General features: G+C 41.1%; 14 protein-coding genes. 9 read left to right on the top strand and 5 right to left on the bottom strand.

Going from position 1 to position 15,525, the window contains the following annotated elements; all coding sequences use genetic code 11:
* Window positions 1-120 precede the first annotated feature (120 nt).
* Window positions 121-1,314 (top strand): acetate/propionate family kinase, encoded by a 1,194-nt coding sequence (locus tag TDE_RS04490; protein ID WP_010956840.1) that lies wholly within the window; start codon window positions 121-123, stop codon window positions 1,312-1,314.
* Window positions 1,315-1,402: 88 nt separating this feature from the next.
* Here TDE_RS04490 and TDE_RS04495 read toward each other — a convergent pair whose 3' ends face one another.
* The gene (locus tag TDE_RS04495) at window positions 1,403-1,669 is read right to left on the bottom strand and encodes a co-chaperone GroES (protein WP_002670325.1); all 267 of its coding nucleotides are present in this window, start codon (window positions 1,667-1,669) and stop codon (window positions 1,403-1,405) included.
* Window positions 1,670-2,008: 339 nt separating this feature from the next.
* Here TDE_RS04495 and TDE_RS04500 point away from each other — a divergent pair, with 339 nt between their 5' ends.
* A complete protein-coding gene (locus TDE_RS04500) occupies window positions 2,009-2,869 on the top strand; it encodes a sigma-70 family RNA polymerase sigma factor (RefSeq protein WP_002670326.1) in 861 nt (286 codons plus the stop codon).
* Window positions 2,870-2,970: 101 nt separating this feature from the next.
* Here TDE_RS04500 and TDE_RS04505 read toward each other — a convergent pair whose 3' ends face one another.
* Complete coding sequence (locus tag TDE_RS04505) at window positions 2,971-4,161, bottom strand: THUMP domain-containing class I SAM-dependent RNA methyltransferase (RefSeq protein ID WP_002682240.1); 1,191 nt, start codon at window positions 4,159-4,161, stop codon at window positions 2,971-2,973.
* A 95-nt stretch (window positions 4,162-4,256) separates the two neighbouring features.
* Here TDE_RS04505 and TDE_RS04510 point away from each other — a divergent pair, with 95 nt between their 5' ends.
* Window positions 4,257-5,192: a TraB/GumN family protein gene (locus TDE_RS04510; RefSeq protein WP_002682241.1), complete on the top strand. Its 936-nt coding sequence runs from the start codon at window positions 4,257-4,259 to the stop codon at window positions 5,190-5,192.
* A gap of 1 nt (window position 5,193) precedes the next feature.
* The gene (locus TDE_RS04515) at window positions 5,194-5,613 is read left to right on the top strand and encodes a hypothetical protein (RefSeq protein WP_002670335.1); all 420 of its coding nucleotides are present in this window, start codon (window positions 5,194-5,196) and stop codon (window positions 5,611-5,613) included.
* Between the two features lie 17 nt (window positions 5,614-5,630).
* On the opposite strand, the gene TDE_RS04520 is transcribed toward TDE_RS04515, so the two are convergent.
* Window positions 5,631-6,110, bottom strand: a complete 480-nt coding sequence (locus TDE_RS04520; protein ID WP_002682242.1) for a C40 family peptidase — start codon at window positions 6,108-6,110, stop codon at window positions 5,631-5,633.
* A 79-nt stretch (window positions 6,111-6,189) separates the two neighbouring features.
* On the opposite strand from TDE_RS04520, the gene TDE_RS04525 reads away from it, so the two are divergent.
* The 4 genes from TDE_RS04525 to TDE_RS04540 all read left to right on the top strand — a co-directional run bounded on the left by TDE_RS04525 (window position 6,190) and on the right by TDE_RS04540 (window position 10,713).
* The gene (locus TDE_RS04525; protein ID WP_002682243.1) at window positions 6,190-7,917 is read left to right on the top strand and encodes an AMP-dependent synthetase/ligase; all 1,728 of its coding nucleotides are present in this window, start codon (window positions 6,190-6,192) and stop codon (window positions 7,915-7,917) included.
* A gap of 387 nt (window positions 7,918-8,304) precedes the next feature.
* The gene (locus tag TDE_RS04530) at window positions 8,305-9,015 is read left to right on the top strand and encodes a DUF4469 domain-containing protein (RefSeq protein WP_002670345.1); all 711 of its coding nucleotides are present in this window, start codon (window positions 8,305-8,307) and stop codon (window positions 9,013-9,015) included.
* A gap of 170 nt (window positions 9,016-9,185) precedes the next feature.
* The gene (locus TDE_RS04535; RefSeq protein WP_002682244.1) at window positions 9,186-10,298 is read left to right on the top strand and encodes a formylglycine-generating enzyme family protein; all 1,113 of its coding nucleotides are present in this window, start codon (window positions 9,186-9,188) and stop codon (window positions 10,296-10,298) included.
* On the top strand, window positions 10,270-10,713 hold the full coding sequence (locus tag TDE_RS04540; RefSeq protein WP_002670347.1) for a hypothetical protein: 444 nt from the start codon (window positions 10,270-10,272) through the stop codon (window positions 10,711-10,713). The genes TDE_RS04535 and TDE_RS04540 overlap by 29 nt, the downstream gene beginning before the upstream one ends.
* Before the next feature lie 8 nt (window positions 10,714-10,721).
* Here TDE_RS04540 and fusA read toward each other — a convergent pair whose 3' ends face one another.
* Both fusA and TDE_RS04550 read right to left on the bottom strand, forming a co-directional pair.
* Window positions 10,722-12,800, bottom strand: a complete 2,079-nt coding sequence (gene fusA, locus TDE_RS04545) for an elongation factor G (RefSeq protein WP_002682245.1) — start codon at window positions 12,798-12,800, stop codon at window positions 10,722-10,724.
* A gap of 166 nt (window positions 12,801-12,966) precedes the next feature.
* A complete protein-coding gene (locus TDE_RS04550; RefSeq protein ID WP_002682246.1) occupies window positions 12,967-13,845 on the bottom strand; it encodes an Rpn family recombination-promoting nuclease/putative transposase in 879 nt (292 codons plus the stop codon).
* A 222-nt stretch (window positions 13,846-14,067) separates the two neighbouring features.
* Here TDE_RS04550 and eno point away from each other — a divergent pair, with 222 nt between their 5' ends.
* Window positions 14,068-15,369 carry a phosphopyruvate hydratase gene (eno, locus tag TDE_RS04555; protein ID WP_002682247.1) on the top strand — a complete coding sequence of 434 codons (1,302 nt, stop codon included), beginning with the start codon at window positions 14,068-14,070 and terminating at the stop codon, window positions 15,367-15,369.
* Window positions 15,370-15,525: the final 156 nt, after the last annotated feature.

Below are 15,525 nucleotides of genomic sequence, written 5' to 3' on the forward strand. Positions count from 1 at the left end.
GGCAAGTTCAATTATAATCTAAAAATTATTAAAAAACAAGCCTTTATATCGATAGACTTTTCTTATATTTTAGGGTATTATACAAAGTAAGATCACTTCACATTTTTAAGGAGATATATAATGAAGATATTGGTTATCAACTGCGGAAGCTCTTCTTTAAAGTATCAGCTAATTGATATGACTAACGAAGATGTTTTGGTAAAAGGCCTTGTCGAAAGAATCGGTATTGAAGGTTCACGTATTAAACACGAAAAAAAAGGAATGGATGCCGTTTTAATTGAAGAAAAAATGAATGACCACAAAAGGGCCATTCAGCTTGTTTTGGAAGCCCTCATCGACAAAAATCACGGTGTAGTAAAATCCATGGATGAGATTACGGCTGTAGGTCACAGGGTAGTTCACGGCGGAGAAGAATTCAATAAGTCCGTTCTTTTGGATGACAGGGTAATGGCCGGTATCAAAGAATGTATCGACCTTGCTCCCTTACACAACCCTGCAAATATTATGGGAATCGAGGCTTGTAAGGCTCTTATGCCGAAAACTCCGATGGTTGCGGTTTTTGATACGGCCTTCCATCAAACAATGCCGGCAGAAAACTATATCTATGCTCTTCCCTACGAGTATTACGAAAAATATAAGATACGCCGCTACGGTTTCCACGGAACATCACACCGCTTTGTTTCGGAAAAAGCCTCCGAAACCCTCAAAAATAATTCGGCCGATTTTAAGGTTATTACCTGCCACTTAGGAAACGGTTCCAGCTTGGCCGCTATCAAGGGCGGAAAATGTGTAGATACCTCGATGGGACTTACCCCCCTTGAAGGTTTAGTCATGGGAACCCGCTCAGGAGACCTAGACCCTGCAATTCTTCCCTTTATAATGAACAAGGAAAAACTTTCAGCCGATGAAATGAGCAATGTTTTAAACAAAAAATCCGGCGTTTTTGGTATTTCCGGTGTAAGCAGCGACTTCCGTGATATTGAAACCGCTGCAAAAGAAGGAAATAAGAGGGCTCAGCTTGCCTTGGATGTATTCTGCAACAGGGTTAGAAAGTACATAGCTTCTTATGCAGCCCAGCTCGGCGGAGTGGATGCTCTGGTATTTACAGCCGGCATAGGTGAAAACTCTATCGAGCTTAGAGAAAAAATCTGTCACGGTTTGGAATTCCTCGGTGTTGAACTCGATTCCGAGAAAAACAAGGTAAGGGGAAAACTTACCGATGCAAGTAAGGCCTCATCAAAGGTCAAGGTTCTTATCATTCCTACAAATGAAGAACTTATGATTGCTAAGGATACGATGGCTTTGGTAAAATAAAGCTCTTTCAAGTAAAAAAACGGCAGGTTTTGTTTAAAACCCGCCGTTTTTTAATCAGCTTTTATCTGTAAGATAAAAACGCTAAACCTTATTCTACAACAGCAACCAAATCATTTGATTTTAAAATCAAATGATCTACACCGTCAATTTGAATTTGAGTTCCGGCATATTTGTCGTGAATAACTTTTTGACCGACTGAAACCTTAATCTTTTCTTTGTCGTCACCTACAGCCACAACAACACCTCTTTGTGTTTTTTCTTGAGCTGTGTCGGGAATGATGATTCCGCCGGCAGTTTTTGTTTCTACGGCATCCGGTTTTACTAAAACTCTGTCTCCTAAGGGTTTAACTTTCATCAAAAGACCTCCTGAAAAATTAAAAGAACACAAAAAGCAGTATTTGTGCCTTTTTGGCACTCTTTTTTGTGTTTTATTTCGGGTTGTGTCATTTCAATACATAAGTCCCGAATACCATAAAATATAAGAAAAAAGAGCTAAAAAGGCAATAGGTTTTGCTCATTTTTGGTGCCGGATGTTGAATTTTATAAGTCTATATCGAATATAAACTTATAGTTTTAACTCTCTTTTTTTTGATGGTTTAAAAATATTTTTTGAATATTCGGCTTTTAGCATGGTTTTTGCTTGTATATACCGGAGGTCAAAAAGACTTCCCAATTTTATACAAGGAGTTAAGTTATGTATAACAGGACAAAAAATAATTATGACGCAGAAATGAACTCGTTGGCTACTTATTTAAAAGAAATCAATCAGATACCGCTTTTAACAGCTGAAGAAGAAATAAAATATGCTAAACTCGCCGAAAAGGGAGATGAAGATGCCAAAAATATGTTGGTAAATTCAAACCTCCGATTTGTTGTAAATGTAGCAAAAAAATATCAAAACCAAGGTCTTCCCCTTATGGATCTTATCAGCGAAGGAAATATAGGCTTGATGAATGCCGCCGAAAGATTCGATGTTTCAAAGGGCTATAAATTTATTTCTTACGCTGTTTGGTGGATTAAACAATCTATCTTAAAAGCTATTTGCGAAAAATCAAGGATGATACGCCTTCCCTTAAACAGGGCAAACGAGCTTGTTCAAATAGAAAAGGCTAAAAAAGAAATCGACTTTTCGGGAAACGAAACTAAGGAACTTAATGAGATTGCAGGCATCTTAAATATGGACAATTCTATGGTTCACACAATTATGAATGCAGCCAGAGAGCCTATTTCCATAGATGCTCCCGTTTTTGATGAGCCCGGAAGCTCCAGTGTAAACGACTTTTTACAGGACGAAACTCACCAAATGCCTGAAGACTACGCAATGGATATGAGCCTTAGAGATGAGGTAAACGAGCTTCTTAAAAACCTTGACGATAGGGAAGCTGAGATAATACGTTATCGTTTTGGGCTTGGCGGTTATGCTCCTCTTTCGTTAAAAGAGGTAGGGCTTATCTTTAATCTTACAAAAGAAAGAATACGCCAGATTGAAAAAAAGGCCTTGCAGCAGCTTAAAAAGCCTGCCGAAAAACAGAAACTTGCCGTTTACGTTGCGTAAACAATTTACGTCGCGTAAACGCGCTTTATATAAAAATTGGTTCCATGCGATTAAATTAGGGCTGCTGAAAAGCAGCCCTTTTTTGTAAGCTAAACCGGATTTTACTCCATAATGTACAAGACGGTTTCCATGTTGCCGCCTCGCAGGCTGTGTTTTTTTAAGACGGCATCCTTATTTTGCTTACAGAATATTTTTTCGAATTCTTTTTTGCTTGTGATAAAGCCCAGCTTCCAGTTCGGGAAATGCTGAGGTATTTCGGCCATCCGTTTATAAAGCTCAAAGGCTTCTTCCTCGCTTCCGAGCCTTTCGCCGTAGGGCGGATTCGATAAAAGGATGCCGCTGTCGTATGGGGCTTCCAGTTCAGAAAAGTCCGATTGAATAAAGTCGGGACGTTCTATGTGATGGGTAATGCCTGCTGCATGAAGTTCCCTTCCTGCGATGATGCAGGCTCTTTCGGCATTGGCCTTTGAAAGAGAAACTGCTTCTTCCGAAATATCAGAGCCCGTTATCCTTGCAAGGCAGTCGGTGCGTACCTCCGAGGCAGCTCTTTCTTTTTCTTCCTTTAAGACGGCTTCTATTTTTTCTTTTTCAAAACAGATAAAGTTTTCAAAGGCAAAGTGACGGGCAATCCCGGGCGGAATATTATAGGCATACCAAGCGGCTTCAATCGGAATAGTCCCGGAGCCGCAAAAAGCATCGTGGAGGGGGATTTTTCTTTTCCATTGCATTAGCTGAATTAAGACGGCTGCCAATGTTTCCCTCATGGGGGCGGCCCCTCCGCTTAAACGGTAACCCCTTCTATAAAGAGGTTCCCCGGATAAGTCCAGACAGACATAGACATTGTTGTTTTCTATATAAATGCGGATCATAAAACGGGTTCCGGTTTCCGGCAGGGAATGCATATTCCATTTTTTGCACAGCTTGTCGCAGACAGCCTTGTGGACGATGGATTGAACGGCATGTTCCGAAGAAAGCTTGGACTTATATGTTCTTACCTTGTCGATTGTAATTCGGGCATCTCGCGGAAAATAGTTGTGCCAGTCTATCGAAAAGACCAAATCAAAAAGGTCATCAAAATTTTCGGCCTTTGCGGTATTTATAAGCATAAAAACCCTGTCGGCTGTGCGTAAAAAATAATTTGCCTTAAAAAAAGCTAAAAGAGGTTCAGCTTCGGCTGAAGTAAAAAATACCCTTCCGGGTAACCTATTGTAAGGTTTAAAACCTAAAAGTTTTAGTTCCCTTGTAAGTACAGGTTCTGCACCTACGGCGCATAGTGCAATAAAATCATTCATAAGTGTTTTGCAGTATAGCATTTTTTTAAAATTTTTTATATACTGTAAATCATGAAATAATCGTTATAAAATAATCTAATTAAATTGGAGAATATATGAAAAACCTTAAAAAAATCTTGACAGCCGCTTTGGCTTTTTTGCTTATTTTTTCTTTTTTAGTCTCTTGTAAAACAAAGGATTCAAATTCGCAGGCTGACGGCGAATCGAAAGCCGTTTTAATAAAACATCCTGAAAGGATGTTTTGGGAAGTAAAAAAAGGAGATGCTTCAATCTATGTTTTGGGTACAATCCATGTTGCAGACAAGGATTTTTATCCATTGGAAGATAAGATACTGGAAGCCTTCGATAAGGCCGATAGACGGGTCAGTGAATTGGGCGGCAAAAAAGAAATGGAAATGGTTCAGGAAAAATTACAAATTAAGATGCTTCAACATTTTAATATTAGTCCCGAAAAAGATTTGTCTAATTTTTTGTCCGAAGATAAAATAAACGTTGTTAAACAAGAATTGGGAGAAAACATTGCCGTTCCTCTATTTAAATTTAATCCATGGATTCTTACAATCGCTTTAAATCAAGTACTGTATACAAAGGCCGGATTAGATCCTCAAAACGGTATAGATATGCATCTTTTAAACCGTGCCGGTAAGAAAAACATTGAAGCCCTTGAAAGCATTGATGAACAGCTGGATCTTTTATCTTCAGGAACTTTTGAAGAACAGCTAAAGGCTCTTAAAGAAACTATAAAAGAATTACAAAATACGGATAAAGCGATTGACTGGCTTACAAAGTTAAAAAAGCTTTATTTGGAAAACAATACCGAGGAATTAAAAGATTTTATAGGTTCTCTTTTGGATATGAGCGACGGTATATCTCAAGATGCTCTTTTAAAAGATCGAAATATTGTTTGGGCTGACAAATTTGAAGAATATCTTAATAAAGGCGGAACAACCTTTGTGTTTGCAGGCCTTGCTCACTTTTTAGGAGAGGACAGCGTATTTGAACAAATGAGGATCAAAGGAATTTTAGAATAGAATGAAAAAGTTGCTTGTTTTTGTAGTTTTAATGCTTTGCTTTTTGTCATGCAAGACAAAGCAAATTCAGCCTAAAATTGAAGGAGCTTATATACAGCTTACCGACAAGGCTCAAATCTCTTTTAAGGACCTTCCATGTACTGTCTTTTTTTCGGATGGGACTGAGGAAAAACATCTTACGAATGAAGACGGAAAGGTTGTAGTTCAAGTTATTGAGGGCCGTATAATAACCAAAGTTGTCTATGATTTTTCGGATTATAAAAGACCTAAGGGAAAACTTTTGGCAAAGGAAGAGTTTTCAATAATAAGAAAACTTAAAATAAAACCCAAATCCTTGATACAAGAATTCAATATCGACCTTGAGCCAGTAAAAGGAATGCAGCTGATAATAATCTTGAATGTTTTTAATATCGAATTATAGGCCTTTATTTTTGAACCTTATTCGTTAAAAATATCTTCCGGATCCAAAATACGGCCGGCAAAGCGGTACGTGTCTTTCCAATATTTTTCATCAAGAGAAGAAATTATTACACCTGTATGTTTACCCTGCGAAGCGGAATGGATGAATTCCCTGTTACCTATGTAAATTCCTACGTGTGATACTTTGTTTCCCACAGTATAAAAAAATAAAAGATCGCCGGGTTGAACTTCTTTGTCCGAGATCCGTTTAGCAAAGTCTGCAAGACCCTTTGTGCTTCTGGGGATGCTAATTTCGAGAGCGTCAAGAGCTGCCCTATATACAAAACCTGAACAATCCATTCCGGCCTTAGTAGTGCCTGCATATTTATATGGAGTTTTTAGGTATTTATATGCAGCATTTATAAAATCGAGACGCGGAGATTCGGGCGGTTGAGCTCCAAAAGTCATACATCCGTTTAAAAAAAAGCTTAAAAGAACAAAAATAAATATTTTTTTCATAAATTCTGCAACCTCCTATCTCTTATCGGGTCTAACTATAAGAGAATTTAGCTAAATTTATTTATAAAAGGAAGATCTTATGGCAAATCTTAATAAAAAGCCCTGGGCATTTTTAGATGAATGGAGAGGCTCAAAGTTTAAAGGCGAATGGCCGACCCTCCCCGAAATGTTTGAAATTACTGCGGAACGGTACCCTGACAGGAATTGTTTTACGGTCTTTGAACCGGATCGTGTTACCCTTTCTTATTCGGAAAGTCTAAAAGTAGTAAAAGACTTGGCTTATTGGATGACCGAAAACGGTGTTACAAAGGGAACTCATGTTGCCGTTTCAGGCAAAAACTCCCCGGAATGGGCTGTCGTATACTTGGCAAGCCTTTTTGCAGGAGGAATAATAATTCCGATAGACTATGGTCTTCATAATGAAGAGATTGAAACTCTTTTAAAAACGGCGAAACCTAAATTATTTTTTGTGGATGAAGAAAAATTCGATTTTTTTGCAGAAAAAGCAAAAACCGAGAGTTATATAGGTTCTCTTTATTCTTTAAGTAAAAAACATCCTGAAATTTATGTTTATAATCTAAAGCCTTCCGGAAGTCCTGAGCTTGCAAAGGCTCAAGAAAACGATACGGCTGCAATTCTTTTTACCTCAGGTACAACGGGAAATCCCAAGGGGGTTATGCTCAGTAACAAAAACTTTGTTTCGGACTGCTATATCGCCCAGTCCAACCTTAACATTTACCATACGGACGTATTCTATGCTCTTTTACCGCTTCATCACTCTTATACGATGCTTGCGGTATTTATCGAAGCCCTCTCGGTTGGTGCAGAGCTGGTATTCGGCAAGACCCTTGCCGTATCAAAAATGCTTGCCGAGCTTAAAGCCGGAAAAATCACAATGCTTTTGGGCGTTCCGCTCTTGTTTAACAAGCTTCTTGCAGGTATTTTTAAGGGCATTAAGGCAAAAGGTATTGTAGTTTTCGGTATTATCAAGACCTTGATGGGTATCTCTTACTTCTTTAAAAAGGTCTTTAAGGTTAATATAGGAAGCAAGCTCTTCCACGGCATCTTGGATAAGGCCAGTTTAGGAAATGTCCGTATCGCCATATGCGGAGGTGGCCCCCTTGCGCCCAACGTATGCAGGGCTTATAACGAATTCGGTATCGACTTTGTTCAAGGTTACGGTTTGACCGAAACCTCTCCCATTATTGCTCTTAATCCGAAAGAACACTTTAAAATCGCCAGTGTCGGACAGTACTTTATTTCTTGTATGGAAATGAAGATTCTCGATCCTGATGAAAAGGGAATAGGTGAGGTTGCCGTAAAGGGGCCGATGGTTATGCAGGGCTATTACAATATGCCCGAAGAAACAGCCGAAGTTCTTTCTCCCGACGGCTGGTTAAAGACAGGAGACCTCGGCTGGCTTGATGATGAGGGTTATCTCTACCTTTGCGGAAGGGCTAAAAACCTCATAGTTACCGCCGGAGGAAAAAACGTCTTCCCCGAAGAAATCGAAAATATGTTCCAGCTTTACTATAATGAAATTGAACAGATTACCGCTGCAGGCTATCAGGCTGAAGAAGGCGAAGAAGTTGAAGCTCTTGTTTATCCTGCCGATGAACTTTACAAAAAGCTCAATATGACACGCGGCACAAGCGAAGGAGATGCAGCTGTTCAAAAAGAAATCGATGCCATTATCGAAACCGTAAATAAGAAACTTTTACCTTATCAGCGCATTACAAAAACAACTTATCTATCCGAACCGCTTGAAATGACTACTACCAAAAAGGTAAAGCGTTTTAAGAAGTAGGTAGTTATAAAAAGGAACCTCTAAGAGCTTCAGTTTTTTAGAGGTTCCCATATCTTTATAAGATGGAAAGATGTTTGAAATGGGCCTTGCAATATGCAGCAAAACCGTGTATACTAAACACCAATGATATGGAAACGCATCGCCGGCAGTTATAAACATTCTCACAAAAAAATTACAAAAAGTTTTGAAAAAGCTCTTGACATAAAGTACCGCATAAGGGCCGTAGTACGCTTTTATGCGTTTTTTATATTACACCGCAAGGCACGCAAAGCGTTGAGCTTCGCTCAACTTCGCAGAGGATTATTAAGGATGTCCTTACAAAGACTCCCTTAAATCTCTTTGCGTCCTTGGCGTGCTCCGCGGTTAAATTAAAAAAGTCATTAGGAAGTGCACTTACGCCCCAACACCTTGACCAAGGACAACGACAGGGACTGCATAGCGGATGTTCATGCACATGCTGCTACGCAGAGAAATGAGGACATTGCGGAAATGATCACCAAAGAACGCTCGGAATTCAGCAAGGAAACAATTATCAACATTCTCAACATGAGGGATAAGGCTGTAAAAGACCTTATCCAAGAAGGTTTGAGTTTTATGGACGGTCTTGTACAAATTAGCCCGCGTGTATCGGGTGTATGGGAGACGGAAAATTCTTCTTACGATGAAAAAATACACAAGCGTACCGTCGACCTAATCCCGACTGCGGATTTACGCACAACCCTTGATGCAATTGGTGTTAAAGTGCTGGGTGCAAAAGAAGAAACTGCCCGCATTACCGAAATAACCTATACTGCAACGGGCTTAAAAGACGGTTCTCTCACAATCGGCGATGATATTATAATCGAGGGAAGCAAAATCAAGGTAGACGAAACCGATCCAGCTCAAGGCGTGTTTTTTAAAGCCGCAGACGGCACCGAATACAAGACTAACCGCCGGCTTTCGGTTAATAACCCTAGCCAAATCATCGCCCGCGTGCCTAAAGAAGTACCGGAAGGAAAGGTAGAAGTAATGGTGCGGACTAAATTCAGCACTGGCAATAAAACTCTTTTGCAAATACGCGAAATAGTATATGGCTATCCTTGCAAGGCAAAGGCATAGGAAGTTTTAGGAAAGGCATTTTCCCCGCTAAGGGAAGGGTTCATTCCCCGTACAGGGAAGCCCCCCTTCCCCGAGCGGGGAATGACCGGTTTACTGTACGGTGAAGACCTTATTCAGAATTAATGGATTTTTCCTTTATAAACAGCATATCATTTTTTAGGAGAAAATATATGATAAAATTAAATTTGAACAAGAGCTCAGCCGCTTCAAGCGGCAGGCTCTGTGCACTGAAAAGAGCCGCGGCGCTCATCATAGCCGCGTTGGTGGCGCTCATCATAGCCGCGTTGGTGGCGCCTATAGCGCTATTTGGAATGACCGGCTGCCCGAATAATGCGGGCGGAGGCGGTTCGCCGCCCAATGTAGGTTCTGTTGAAGACACAGGCGACGGCTTTATAAAAATAACCCCTCCTGCAAACGGCATTGTAGGCGTTGCCCCTAACTACGCCTTACCCGGAAGTGAAGCTTGGTGGAAAGGCGTATTTATTAAAGACCGTAAGGTAAAATTAAGCCCCTACAAGCTCGGCAAAACAGAGGTAACCTATAAACTGTGGAAAGAAGTTTACGACTGGGCGACTGGTCATGGATATACATTTGCCAATCCGGGAGTAAAAGGTAAAGACGGAAGCGGAACTGACGATGAGCCTGTAACGACTATAAGCTGGAGGGACTGCATTGTGTGGTGTAATGCGTATACTCAAATGAAGGCTGAAGGTAAAGCCGATACCGAATGCGTATACCGCAAAAAGGACGATCATACGGTTGTATTAAAAGACGCGACGGCAACAGCTGATTGTGATGCAGCGTATGCTGAGATGGGTAAAAAAGGCTTTAGACTTCCGACAGAAGCCGAGTGGGAATATGCGGCTCGCCGGCAGGGAAGCGATACAACAAATGCGGTGCAATACAGCGATGTGTACCTTACCAAATTAAACAGTGCAAGCGGAGCGAAAGCTGACTGGAATGATGCTGCGGAAACAGGAGCGGTTGCATGGTATAGTGGTAATTCAGGAGGAAAAACTCATCCGGTCGGAGAAAGGAGAGCGAATGCACTCGGTTTACACGATATGAGCGGTAATGTCTGGGAATGGTGTTTTGATTGGTACGACGATATAGAGGCTAACACAGTTACCGATCCTCAGGGTGGTGCGTCGGGTTCTTACCGCGTCCTACGCGGCGGCAGTTGGTACTTCTACGCGCACTACTGCACTGTAGGCGTACGGGGCTACTACAGTCCTGACTACTGGAGCTTCTATCTTGGCTTCCGCTTGGCTTGCCGGCCTTGAGTTCACACATTTTGCCGGAGAGGTACTCAAAATCGGACGTCCTTGTCCGATTTTGAGTTTCGAGTTTTGCCTTTCGGCAAAACATCGCAAGAATGTAACCACCGCCGTCCGTGGCGGTAAAGCGGTGAAACCGAATAGGCAAAATGTGTTTTGTGGTGCAGAACGTATTGTAATAGAGTTTTATGCCGGTAATGCTGCCGGCCGAATGTCAATGGCTTTAAACAGTATCAAGTTTTTCAAATCAACAACTTCGAGGCAGAGTATTGGAGTTGTTGATTTGATTGTGCTCCCTTTACCAATCCACTATCATGTCAACCGGTTTCTGCTCTTCGCTTTCGGTATGCAGCAAGTTAAAATGCCGCATCTAAACAAAAAAAACACCCCATCGTTCCTGATAGGGTGTTTTTTTGTTTAGGCTTTAGCCTATTCTTCTTGTTCTTCCATAAAGGCCTTGGCCTCAGCTATTATCTCATCGGCAATCTTACCTGAAATCGGATCATAGTGGTCAAAGGACATTTCAAAAGAACCCGTACCGCTTGTCATCGAGCGGAGGTCTATTGCATAGCGCAAAAGCTCCTTGTGGGGAACCTGTGCCCTGATTTCTTCAATGCCGCTGGCGGGAGAGGACTGGCCTAGGATTCTGCCTCGGCGTGAAGAAAGGTCGCTCATTATATCTCCGAGATATGAGGTTTCGACAAATACGGTCAGATTCATAATGGGCTCAAGAAGGATCGGGCCTGCATTTCGCATTGCATCCTTAAAGGCATTTCGAGCTGCAATCTTAAAGGCCATTTCCGATGAGTCTACGGGGTGTTCTTTACCGTCGAGAACGGTTACGGCAACATCTACTACGGGGTAGCCTGCAGAAACGCCTTTTTCCATAGCCTCAATAACGCCCTTTTCAACGCCGGGTATGTAGCCCTTGGAGATAGCTCCTCCGAAAACCGCATTGGTAAATTTGTATTTTTCGCCTCTGGGGAGGGGTTCGATTGCCAAAACAACCCTGCCGAATTGTCCGTGGCCGCCCGACTGCTTTTTATGCGTGTATTCGGCTTGGGATTTGCGCTGAATCGTTTCTCTATAGGCAATTCGGGGAATGGATGTTTGAATTTCTATCTTGGACTGATTTTTAACCTTATCCAAAACTATGCTCGTATGTAAATCGCCCATACCCGATAGAACATTTTGCTTTGTTTCGGCATTGAAAGCAAAGGAGAGGGTCATGTCTTCTTCGCAGGCCTTAAACAGCTGCTCGCTGACCTTATCGTCATTCTTTTTGTCGATTGCGGAAACCGCCAACGAATAGATGGGCTCGGGAGTTCTGAGTCTTACAAAGGGTATTACATCGGCTGATGCGGCTAAGGTATCGTTTGTCTTTGTGCTTGTAAGCTTTACCAAAACGCCTATATCGCCTGCTGCAATTTCTTTTACTTCCGTAAGTTTTTTACCCAATGTCTTATAAATTTTACCGACCCTTTCCTTTTTTTCTTCTCTAAGATTGTAGACCTCGGAATCGGCTGAGAGAGTTCCCGTAATAACTTTCACATAGGAAAGTCTGCCTGAAAATTGGTCGTTGGAGGTTTTTACTACAATGGCCGAAAGAGGAGCTGAAGAGTCCAGTTTAACTGAGATTTCTTCTCCTTCCTTTGTAACTCCTCTTTCCAGGGCTCCTTCAGGTGAGGGAAGAATTTCGCTTATAAAGCGTAAAAGAGAATTAAGGCCTGAATTATTTATTGCAGAGCCTGCAAAAAGAGGAACAATTCTATTATCGGCCATGGCGAGGGTAAGACCTCGGCTTATTTCTTCAGGAGAAAGCTCTCCTTCATCTATAAATTTTACGAGTAGTTCTTCATCGCCTTCGGCGGCAGCTCCGGCCAAAACTTCCAGAGCATCCTTGTATTTATCCTGATATTCGGCAGGGATTTCCGTTTCTACTTCTTTTCCGTCTTCGATTTTATAGGCCTTGCCGTGAAGAACGTCTACAACACCCTTAAAATTATCTCCTGTTCCCATGGGAAAGCTTACAGGGAAGACATCTACCTGAAACTGCTTTTTAACATCGGCTATACAGTTATCGAAGTCGGCTCTGGCTTCGTCCATCTTGTTTGCAAAAACAAGGCGGGGCTTGTTTCTTCTGTCAAGGTCGCGCCAGTACTTGATTGTTTCAATTTGTACGCCCGATCTTCCGTCCAAAACTATGAGGGCTGCTTCGGATGAGCGGAAAGCAGCTATTACCTCACCGATAAAATCAGAAGCTCCGGGAGTGTCCCAAATATTTATGAGCTTATCGTCTTTTTGTAAATTAACTAAGGTTGAGTAAATAGATATTTTTCGATCGATTTCTTCCTGACTGTAGTCCGTCACGGTTTTTCCCGAGTCTACCGATTCTGCCTTAGCGATAAGGCCAGAAACATAGAGCAAGTGTTCCACAAGACTGGTTTTGCCCGATTGTCCGTGTCCGGCAACGGCGATGGTTCTGATTTTATCCGTTGTAAATCCCATAAAAACTCCTTTTTATATAAAGCCTAAAAGCTTAAATTTGATCACAGAATAAGTTTGATCACAGAATAAGGATACACTATATTTTTAAAAATTGCAAGGTTAAGAATGCAAAATTGCAAAAAATGCCCACAGCATTTGAACCTCATACTTTGACATTTGCACTTTGTTACAGTTTTTCGATTTCTTCACGGCTTAAGCCGGTTCCTTCAGCTATTTTATCAATATCAAATCCAAACTGCTTAAAAGCCTTAGCTATTTCGATGGCTTTTTGGTACGCTCCATCAGAAAAGCCTTGCCGTATTCCTTGTTCTATACCAATTCTTAGACTTTCTTCCCTTTGTACTGCAATGTCCGTATCATAATCATATTCTGCTACTAACATGTTTATTACCTCCCGTGATTTTCTCATTAAGTATTCTTTTAAGATCCCTTTTTCTATACATATTTTTATTGCATTGGTAAAACCATTTTCAGGGTCGAGTTGTGTTTGCTTTCTTACCTCTTCTACGAATAGGCTGTATTCTTCGAGCGGTTTACACGCCGTTAGAATTTTGTTTGCCTTATCCGTATTGATGTTTAAAACCTGTACTGTCAGTTCCAACGGCGCTTGTTTAGGTTTTGTAATAAAGGCATCAGATAATTTTAGAGCTGTAGTTTCAGGGTAGTCTTCCTTGCCGTTATAAAAGACATAGAACTCAGGCGTAGGTATTTTAGATAGCTTTTTTAAATACCTGTCTGTAGGTGCTTGCAGTTTTTCATAGAGCCTTGCTATATATTCTAAAAAACGCAAAGGCATATTCTCGTTTATTGTAGACTGGTGTTCAGCAAGAATAATAATTTTACCATCTACAAGGCAGGAAACATCGTTGATTATGTTCATATACATAACATTATCGAGCCTTATATTTTCTACAGGACAAGACATCGGTAGATTTGTACCATGCAAAGCATTGTAAAGAGATAAAAAATTCTCCTTAGCCCTTTCGTCTTCACTAAAAAGGTCTACAAATACTGAATCTTTGTATTTTCTGTTTGAAGTACTCATAACTGTTTCCTCATTGGTTGTATTATATCACACTTGCAGCAATTTTGTAAGAGAATATTTTTTTTATTTGACCTCGGATTTTCACCCCCTTTTCTTTTGAAAACGGTGAGGGATATCATGAATTGTGTATAAAAAACTTGGATTTGAATAAACATTTTCGACCTTGATTTTATTTTGGAATAAGAGTAAAATTAAATATCGGCTTATCTTAAGGGGGTTAATATGTCTGATATTATTTATATTGAAGGCCGCGAGATTTTGGATTCGCGGGGAAATCCTACTGTAGAGGTTGAGGTTCAGTTAAGCGATTTTAGCTACGGCCGGGCCTGTGTTCCTTCGGGAGCTTCTACGGGAGAATATGAAGCTTTGGAAATGAGGGACGGCGATAAAAGCCGCTACATGGGAAAGGGTGTTTTAAAGGCTGTTGACCAAGTTAATACGGTTATTGCCGAAGAACTTGACGGGGCTGATGCTTTGGATCAGGCCGAAATAGATAATATGCTTATCAATCTTGACGGCACCGAAAATAAATCCAAGCTCGGAGCAAATGCTATGCTCGGTGTTTCGATGGCTGTAGCCCGTGCCGCTGCCGACAGTTTAGGTTTGCCGCTTTACCGCTATTTGGGAGGCGTTCATGCAATGCAGATGCCGGTTCCCATGGCTAATATCATAAACGGCGGCCGCCACTCCGACAATAAGATAGATTTTCAGGAGTATATGATTATGCCCGTCGGTGCTCCGTCAATCCGTGAAGGCATAAGAATGACTGCCGAGGTTTTCCATGCCTTAAAGGATATTCTAAAGAAGGAAGGCCATGTTACGGCTGTAGGCGATGAGGGCGGTTTTGCTCCCAATATTGAAAATGTTCAAGCCTTGGATTATATAATGAAGGCTATCGAAAAAGCAGGCTACAAACCCGGAAAGGATGTGGTGATAGCTTTGGACTGCGCTTCTTCAGAGCTCTTTGATGCTGGAGACAGAAAGGGTTACAAGTTCTGGAAGTCGGAGCCTTCTAAAATTTTAAATGCCGACGAGATGGTTGACCTGTTTAAAGATTGGATAAGCAAATATCCGATTGTTTCTATTGAAGACCCGCTCGATCAAAACGATTGGGAAGGCTATGCAAAGATGACAAAGGAATTGGGAAATCAAATTCAGATTGTGGGTGACGACTTTTTTGTAACAAACACAAAACGGCTTGCCCGCGGTATTGAAGAAGGAGCCTGCAATTCTATTTTGATAAAGCTCAACCAAATCGGAACCGTTACCGAAACAATCGATGCCGTAAGAATGGCTCAAAAGGCCGGCTACACTGCGGTTATTTCGCACCGCTCAGGCGAGACCGAAGATGCCTTTATTGCAGACTTGGCTGTTGCCCTTGAAACCGGACAAATTAAAACCGGTTCAATGAGCCGCAGCGACCGCATTGCAAAGTATAACCAGCTTATGAGGATTGAAGATGAGCTCGGCTACAACGCCCGCTATGCAGGTATGGCAACCTTTGCAAACCTGATAAAAAAATAAAAGGATATAGACTTTTAACCGGCATGGTTTATCAAAGCCTTGCCGGATTTTTATTATATGGGGATTGTATATTTTTATAGGAGAGAATAAAAATTAAAACAATTTAAATATTAAATAAAATTGAGATGTGATTTTGAGTTTTTATTATAGTTACAG

Source organism: Treponema denticola ATCC 35405, assembly GCF_000008185.1.
GTDB lineage: Bacteria > Spirochaetota > Spirochaetia > Treponematales > Treponemataceae > Treponema_B > Treponema_B denticola.

Coding starts and splice junctions, on each gene's coding strand:
- TDE_RS04490 (WP_010956840.1), top strand. CDS start 121: ATGAAGATATTGGTTATCAACTGCGGAAGCTCTTCTTTAAAGTATCAG.
- TDE_RS04495 (WP_002670325.1), bottom strand. CDS start 1,669: ATGAAAGTTAAACCCTTAGGAGACAGAGTTTTAGTAAAACCGGATGCC.
- TDE_RS04500 (WP_002670326.1), top strand. CDS start 2,009: ATGTATAACAGGACAAAAAATAATTATGACGCAGAAATGAACTCGTTG.
- TDE_RS04505 (WP_002682240.1), bottom strand. CDS start 4,161: ATGAATGATTTTATTGCACTATGCGCCGTAGGTGCAGAACCTGTACTT.
- TDE_RS04510 (WP_002682241.1), top strand. CDS start 4,257: ATGAAAAACCTTAAAAAAATCTTGACAGCCGCTTTGGCTTTTTTGCTT.
- TDE_RS04515 (WP_002670335.1), top strand. CDS start 5,194: ATGAAAAAGTTGCTTGTTTTTGTAGTTTTAATGCTTTGCTTTTTGTCA.
- TDE_RS04520 (WP_002682242.1), bottom strand. CDS start 6,110: ATGAAAAAAATATTTATTTTTGTTCTTTTAAGCTTTTTTTTAAACGGA.
- TDE_RS04525 (WP_002682243.1), top strand. CDS start 6,190: ATGGCAAATCTTAATAAAAAGCCCTGGGCATTTTTAGATGAATGGAGA.
- TDE_RS04535 (WP_002682244.1), top strand. CDS start 9,186: ATGATAAAATTAAATTTGAACAAGAGCTCAGCCGCTTCAAGCGGCAGG.
- fusA (WP_002682245.1), bottom strand. CDS start 12,800: ATGGGATTTACAACGGATAAAATCAGAACCATCGCCGTTGCCGGACAC.
- TDE_RS04550 (WP_002682246.1), bottom strand. CDS start 13,845: ATGAGTACTTCAAACAGAAAATACAAAGATTCAGTATTTGTAGACCTT.
- eno (WP_002682247.1), top strand. CDS start 14,068: ATGTCTGATATTATTTATATTGAAGGCCGCGAGATTTTGGATTCGCGG.